The 6,857-nt window shown below is 53.1% G+C and carries 6 protein-coding genes; 1 reads left to right on the top strand and 5 read right to left on the bottom strand.

The window, feature by feature from the left end; genetic code table 11:
- Window positions 1–222 (top strand): hypothetical protein (locus RUMCAL_RS16155; protein WP_021681109.1); only part of this gene is annotated, 222 nt, incomplete at its 5' end.
- A gap of 78 nt (window positions 223–300) precedes the next feature.
- On the opposite strand, the gene ftsH is transcribed toward RUMCAL_RS16155, so the two are convergent.
- The 5 genes from ftsH to asnB all read right to left on the bottom strand — a co-directional run bounded on the left by ftsH (window position 301) and on the right by asnB (window position 6,684).
- On the bottom strand, window positions 301–2,136 hold the full coding sequence (ftsH, locus tag RUMCAL_RS03370; RefSeq protein WP_040646803.1) for an ATP-dependent zinc metalloprotease FtsH: 1,836 nt from the start codon (window positions 2,134–2,136) through the stop codon (window positions 301–303).
- A gap of 192 nt (window positions 2,137–2,328) precedes the next feature.
- Complete coding sequence (locus RUMCAL_RS03365) at window positions 2,329–3,960, bottom strand: hypothetical protein (RefSeq protein WP_021681106.1); 1,632 nt, start codon at window positions 3,958–3,960, stop codon at window positions 2,329–2,331.
- A 27-nt stretch (window positions 3,961–3,987) separates the two neighbouring features.
- A complete protein-coding gene (locus RUMCAL_RS15345; RefSeq protein WP_156902396.1) occupies window positions 3,988–4,128 on the bottom strand; it encodes a hypothetical protein in 141 nt (46 codons plus the stop codon).
- Between the two features lie 16 nt (window positions 4,129–4,144).
- Window positions 4,145–4,639: an S-ribosylhomocysteine lyase gene (locus tag RUMCAL_RS03360; protein WP_021681105.1), complete on the bottom strand. Its 495-nt coding sequence runs from the start codon at window positions 4,637–4,639 to the stop codon at window positions 4,145–4,147.
- Between the two features lie 209 nt (window positions 4,640–4,848).
- Window positions 4,849–6,684 (bottom strand): asparagine synthase (glutamine-hydrolyzing), encoded by a 1,836-nt coding sequence (asnB, locus tag RUMCAL_RS03355; protein ID WP_040646799.1) that lies wholly within the window; start codon window positions 6,682–6,684, stop codon window positions 4,849–4,851.
- Between the last annotated feature and the right edge of the window lie 173 nt (window positions 6,685–6,857).

Here is a 6,857-nt window from a genome sequence, read left to right as displayed (position 1 = left end):
CCAGACGCTCTTTGTGCGGTATTGCCTTATAAAAAGGCTGTCACATGCAAAGAATCATGTGACAGCTTTTTTGCGTATGAGTTGACTTTAGCCGTTTCACTGGACAGCATGGCAAAGAAAAATGCCGACTGTGATGGAGAAGTAGGCAGCAATGATGCCGTTTCTCTGATGCGGTTTCTGGTACATCTGATTAACATACTGCCGGAGCCAGACCTTTCTTAAAGGCAACAAATAAAGGCAACAAAAACGCCCTGCAACAGTTCAATTGTTGCAGGGCGTTTGCTTTTCGGAAATTTTCAGTTACTGTTGTTCGATCATCGGGCGGTTGAGAATCTGCATGAATTCTTCGCCGGTGATCGTTTCGTGTTCATACAGATACTTCGCGATCTCGTGCAGCTTCGGCTGGTTTGTCTGTAACAGCTGCATTGCCTTGTCGTACTGTGTCTGAATGATCTCTGTGACCTTCTTGTCGATCTTGGTCTGGGTTTCCATGGAGCAGGTCAGGCTGGCATCACCGCCGAGGTACTGGCTCTGGACGGTTTCCATTGCCACCATGCCAAACTCGCTGCTCATACCGAACCGGCTCACCATAGAGCGTGCCAGCTTGGTTGCCTGTTCAATATCGTTGGAAGCACCGGTGGTGATCTCGTGGAAGATCAGTTCCTCTGCGGCACGTCCGCCGGTAAGCGTTGCGATCTTGTTTTCCATTTCGGTTTTGGTCATGAGGTAATGTTCGCCCTCGTCCACCTGCATGGTGTATCCCAGTGCACCGGAAGTGCGGGGGATAATGGTGATCTTCTGCACCGGAGCAGACTGGGACTGGAGGGCAGCCACCAGAGCGTGTCCCACTTCGTGATAGGAAACCGTTAGCTTTTCTTTATTGGACAGCACACGGTTTTTCTTCTGATAGCCGGCGATGACGACTTCCACGCTCTCCATGAGATCTTCCTGTGTGGCACAGGAGCGTCCCAGACGAACGGCACGGAGTGCAGCCTCGTTGATGATGTTCGCCAACTCTGCACCGGAAGCACCAGCAGCTGTGCGGGCAATGGCGGAGAAATCCACGTTTCCTGCCAGCTTGATTTTCTGGGCGTGGACCTTCAGAATGTCGATACGTCCCTGTAGATCCGGCAGTTCCACCGGAATCCGGCGGTCGAACCGTCCCGGACGGAGCAGGGCAGGATCAAGGGATTCCGGACGGTTGGTCGCCGCCAGAATGACAACGCCCTTGGAACCGTCGAAGCCGTCCATTTCGGTCAGCAGCTGGTTCAGGGTCTGTTCCCGTTCGTCGTTGCCGCCGTACTGTCCGCCGTCACGCTTTTTACCAATGGTATCGATTTCATCGATAAAGACGATACAGGGAGCCTTTTCGTTTGCCTGCTTGAACAGGTCACGCACCTTTGCGGCACCCATGCCCACGAACATTTCCACGAATTCCGAACCGGAAATGGAGAAGAACGGGACGTTGGCTTCGCCGGCAACGGCTTTCGCCAGCAGGGTTTTACCAGTTCCGGGAGGTCCCACCAACAGGGCACCCTTGGGCATGGAAGCACCGATCTCCTTGTAACGCTCCGGCTTGTGGAGATAGTCCACGATCTCCGCCAGCAGTTCCTTGGCTTCTTCCTCGCCGGCAACGTCCTTGAACTTGATACCGGTGGTGGACTTGACGTAGACCTTGGCATTGCTCTTGCCCATGCCGAACATCATGGAGCCATCGCCGCCGCCCATACGCTGTGCCATTTTCTTGTTGAAGAAGTGGAACACCAGCAGCATCAGGGCAATGGGCAGCACGTAGCTGATCAGGATGTACAGCAGAGGACTGGTGCCGCTGTCGATCTCCGATTCAAATTTTGCACCGGAGGCGTACAGCCGGTCGATGAGTTCCGGATCGTTCAGGGTGCCGGTCTGGTATACCTGCTTTTCGTCCTTGTCAGTAAATGTGATCTGACTGCTTTCGATCTTGACAGAGCCGATTTCCTTGTTCTCTGTCATGCTGATGAATGTGTCGTAGCCGACTTCCTTGACGCGTCCCTTGAACAGATTCGGGAACACAAACGCCTGAAGCAGCATGAACACACATAACGCGATCAGCCAGTATGAGATCCATGATTTTTTGGGCTTTTTGGATTCTTCCATATACATACTCCTCTCTGTGCCGTATGCTGAAAGACACGGCGGGGAATCTGCCGAAACCTTGGGAAACAGATTCCGGCTGTCTTTTCATGATGACAATAGCATACCACATCTTTTTGTAAAATGCGGGCACACTTTGTGATAATTTCATGAGAATTGGGGAATGCTGTGGAACAAGCTTTATTCAGTATTGCCTTAGAAAATATTTTTTGCAAACACCAGTACCTGATATGTTGTGCCGTTGCTGTCTGTCAGGACAAATGAACGTTCTGCCTGATTCAGCAGCGGATCTTTTCTTTCGTCAAGTTTCTGATATTCGGCGTTGTTCAGCAGCAGGAAATAGTTTTTCTGTTCCGGCTGATCTTCATACCACCTAGAATCAGTCTGATAGGTCGCCTTTTGTACGCCATTCTCATTTACACTGACATTGCGTACTTTTAGTTTTTCGCCGGAGATCACTGTGATTGCATTGGCATGCCAGAAGGTGGCATATCCATAGGTCAGTCCTTGTTTCTCCAGCATATTGGTCAGCTGGTACTGTACGTTGACTTCCTCCGCATTGGTGGGCAGCAACAGGACATTGCAGGCACTTAACAGGCAGAAACATGCCAGCGGCACGCAGAGAACGCCCGCCGCACGCTGCATAGTTTTCTGTTTGGTAATTGCCCAGCGTAGGAATGCCATAGATACAATGAAAGCCGTGCAGACGATCGGACTGAGCCGCCAGTTTGCCACAGAAAGTGCACCGCAGAGATAGCCCACGAGAATCAATCCGGTGACTGTCCAGTGTGCCCAGAGTAAAATACGCATCTGTCTGCCGGACTGTCCCCGATACTTGGCGTAACAGCAGGTCGCTGCAACAGGCAGCACTGCCAGAATCAGTGCGGTGATGATACGGATCAGGTTCATGATACTTTCTCCGGACATTAGTTTTTTGTCGGGAATGTCCTCCAGTCCCAGCAGTGTCATCCATGCCAAGGGCAGTTTTTGAAAGTGCTCTGTCCAAGTTTCCTGAGCAGTCCAGTTGGAATAATTATCTGCATATGCACCTGCAACGCCGTTTGCCCAGAGATTTCCCAATTTCATGCCGGCAATGATTGCGATTCCCAGAGAAAGCAACAGCAGCAGTACACGAGTATTCTTTTGGTACAGCAGTGGTGTTTTTCGATCCAGCACCCGTTCCAGAAACAGACCAGCCAGAACAGGCAGTGCAAAGATCGTGATCGCCGTGATCTGGTCGGTGCAGCAAAGTATGAAAAACAGGAACAGTGCGATAAAGGTCAGGATCGTATGCATGCGGACCTCTCGCGTCTGACGTATTGCCGACAGATTTTGCAGCCGGAACAGCAGTGCCAGTCCGAAGAACAGGAATAAGATTCCTAAACTATAATAAATGGTATGCCCCCAGAAGATTTCCCGCAGTTTTTTGCTGGCACTGAGAAGCATGAGGAATGCCGCCGCTGTGATACAGTTCCATCGGGAATCCCAGTGCATTTGCCGAAGCATCCAACACAATGATGTTGTGAACAGAAGGAAAAAGACCAGCATTCCCATCATATTGGTTGTCATGGAAAAACCGAAAAGCGGCAGGAACAACAACATCAACAGGCTGCCGCCAAATGGCAGCAGACAAGCATAGGAAAAGTCTGGGTTGATCAGTTTTCCGCTGTCATAAGTCGCTTTTGCCCAGTAGAGCGTATCAGTGCAGTCTGCATGAAATTCGCCTTTTGACGGACAGAGAATATAGTATGCCACCACGCCTACCGCAGTCAGTAGCAGCACTGGCGGAAGTATGATGCAGAAGCTTTCCCAGAGCAGTTTCCCCAAAGGTTTTTGGGGCTTGTTCTCTGGCGTTTATTCAGCAGTGACCACGGGCGGTTTTGGCTCAGATAAGGAAGAACTGTTGGATTCTGTCGGCTCGTTCGGCGACAGGGTTGTATTTGATGCGGTATCCTGTTCTGCTGCGTTTTTTTGCAGATATTTTGATGTGGTCATAGATAACCCCTCCTTTTCAGACGGAAGCTGTTCCTGTAAGCACCTCTGCGGGATAATTCAGCTGCTGCGGAGTCCAGTTTGTCAGAATGGGCTGATACTCCCGAGCCATTGCCTTGGCACCCTCCAGATCGTGAGCCAGATAGTTGCCGCATTCCTGCCGCTTGCCGCCGGGGATCTCGCCGGTGAAGTCCAGTACATACTGTAAAGTTTCCTGCACCAGCCGAATGGCATCGGCACCGGAAACGGTATTGCGGGTGAGGAAATAGAAGCCGGTGCGGCAGCCCATGGGTCCCACATAGACCACGCCGTCAGACAGCGGGGTGTTCCGGACATAGGTAGCGAACAGGTGCTCAAATGTGTGCAGGGCGTTGTCCTCCAGATAGTCGCCTGCCGGATTGTTGGGGAGCTTCATTCGCAGATCATAGGTGATGACATCGCCGTCCACGCGGGAAATGTACATACCGGGCTTCAAATAGTCGTGATTGATCGTAAAACTGGTGATTTGTTTCATTGTTTATGCCTCCAAAAAATTACGGCAACACCGCACAAAGCCCGCCTGACGGCTTTGCACGCAATCTGACGATGCAGCTTACGCACAAGCTTTGTGCGGTGTTGCTTTGCGAAATTTTTTCGCATTGGTTTCATTATAGCAAACAATGCCGGGGATTGTCAAGTGAAAGCCACGAAAAAACACCCGCCGGCATGCCGACGGGTGCTGTCTTACAGTACCACTTTTACCTGATATTTTTCCAGCCAGTAGTTCATCTGGACGAAGTACGCCATAATTTGCGGACGTGTCATCAGCTGTCCGTACCACTGCACGGATTCCTCGCTTTCCAGCAGTCGTTCCAGCATTTCCTTCCGCACGATTTGCAGCACCGGCGAAAGCGGATCTGCCACCACATGCCGGAGCATTTCTGAAACCGCCTGCAAATAGCTGGGGTTGTGGGTCTTGGGATAGGGACTCTTTTTCCGCCAGAGCACTTCCGGCGGCAGAACGTCCTGCATTGCCGTCCGCAGCAGTCCCTTTTCGTAGCCGTTCCAGTCCTTGTACTCCCACGGAACATTGTAGAGATACTCCGCAATGCGGTAATCGCAGAACGGCACACGGACTTCCAGAGCGTTGTACATGCTCATGCGGTCTTTCCGGTCTAACAGCGTCTGCATGAACCAATCCAGATTCAGCTTCATCATTTCCCGCATGCGGGATTCCAGCGGGGAATCGTCCGGCAGCTGTTCCGCGGCAGCCACCGTGCGGGCATAGGCACTCTGCACGTATGCCTGTGCATCGATCTCCGCCGCAATTTCCGGCAGGAGAAACTGTGTCCGGTAGGCAGTACTCTGTGCCCACGGGAACCCATTGATGCGGCGAATGTCTGCGTCCCGATACCACGGGTATCCGCCGAACAATTCGTCGGCACATTCACCGGACAGAGCCACTGTGACTTCCTGCCGGATCTCCCGACAGAACAGCAGCAGGGAACTGTCCACGTCTACCATGCCGGGGAGGTCGCGGGCATCTACGGCGGCATAGAGTGCTTCCGCCAGAGCCGGTGTGTCCAGCACCGTCCAGTGATGCCGGCAGCCCAGATAGCGTTCCATAGCACGGATATAGGTGGGATCGCTGGTGGGCTGGAAGTGGCTTTTCTGAAAGTAGCGGTCGTTGTCCCGATAGTCCACGGAAAAGGTGTGGAGTTCCCTGCCCTGTTCCTGCATGACCTGATTTGCCAGCGAGGAGAGCAGGCTGGAATCCAGCCCGCCGGACAGGAATGTTCCAATGGGCACATCGGAGATCATCTGCCGCCGGACGGCATCCGTCACCAGTTCCCGCACATGGGCGGCGGTGTCGGCAAAGTTCTCCGTATGTTCTGCGGCGTGCAGTTCCCAGTAGGGGTGGAGATGCAGCTGCCCCTGCATGTAGTAGCCGCAGTGTGCCGGCTTCACCTCCCGTATGGTGCGGAACACGCCGCCGCCGGCAGTCCGCCCCGGCCCCATGAGAAGCAGTTCTGCAATGCCGGTCTTGTCGATCTCGTGGGGCACATCGGGGTGCTGGAGCAGTGCCTTGATCTCGGAGCCAAAGACAAAGCCGTTGGGGATCTCCGCGTAAAACAGCGGCTTTACGCCGATGCGGTCCCGTGCCAGAAACAGTCGGCGGGCACTGTGCTCCCAGACGGCAAAGGCAAAAATGCCGTTGCACTGTTCCACACAGCGAGGACCCCAGTGCACATAGGATTGCAGAAGCACTTCCGTGTCGCAGTGTGTCTGAAATACTGTGCCCTCCTGTTCCAGCTGTGTCCGCAGTTCGGCGGTGTTGTACAGCTCGCCATTGTAGACAATGGTATAGGTTTCTCCGCCGGCAGTGACTTCCATAGGCTGCCTGCCCTTTTCCACGTCAATGACCGCCAGCCGCGTGTGTGCCATAGCACACTGGGGCGAGAGAAAAATGCCCTCTTGGTCGGGGCCGCGGCGTTGCAGTGTTCGCTGCATTTTCCGCAGCAGCAGTTCCTGCTGCCGCAGGTCTTGTTCCAGATGTACCATGCCGGTAATTCCGCACATAGAAAAAACCTCCGTTTCGATTACTTTCTGCGTACCTCTATACTCTATGCGGGAATGCGGAAAATCTTGCAAAAAAGACAACCCGCCTCCGGAAAAATCCGGAAACGGGTTGATCCTTTTGTTCAAGGCAACACCGCACGCAGATTGCGTGCAAAGTCGCCAGACGCTCTTTG

The organism is Ruminococcus callidus ATCC 27760, assembly GCF_000468015.1.
Taxonomy (GTDB): Bacteria; Bacillota; Clostridia; order Oscillospirales; family Ruminococcaceae; genus Ruminococcus_C; species Ruminococcus_C callidus.
This window is presented reverse-complemented; position numbering and strand designations above follow the sequence as displayed.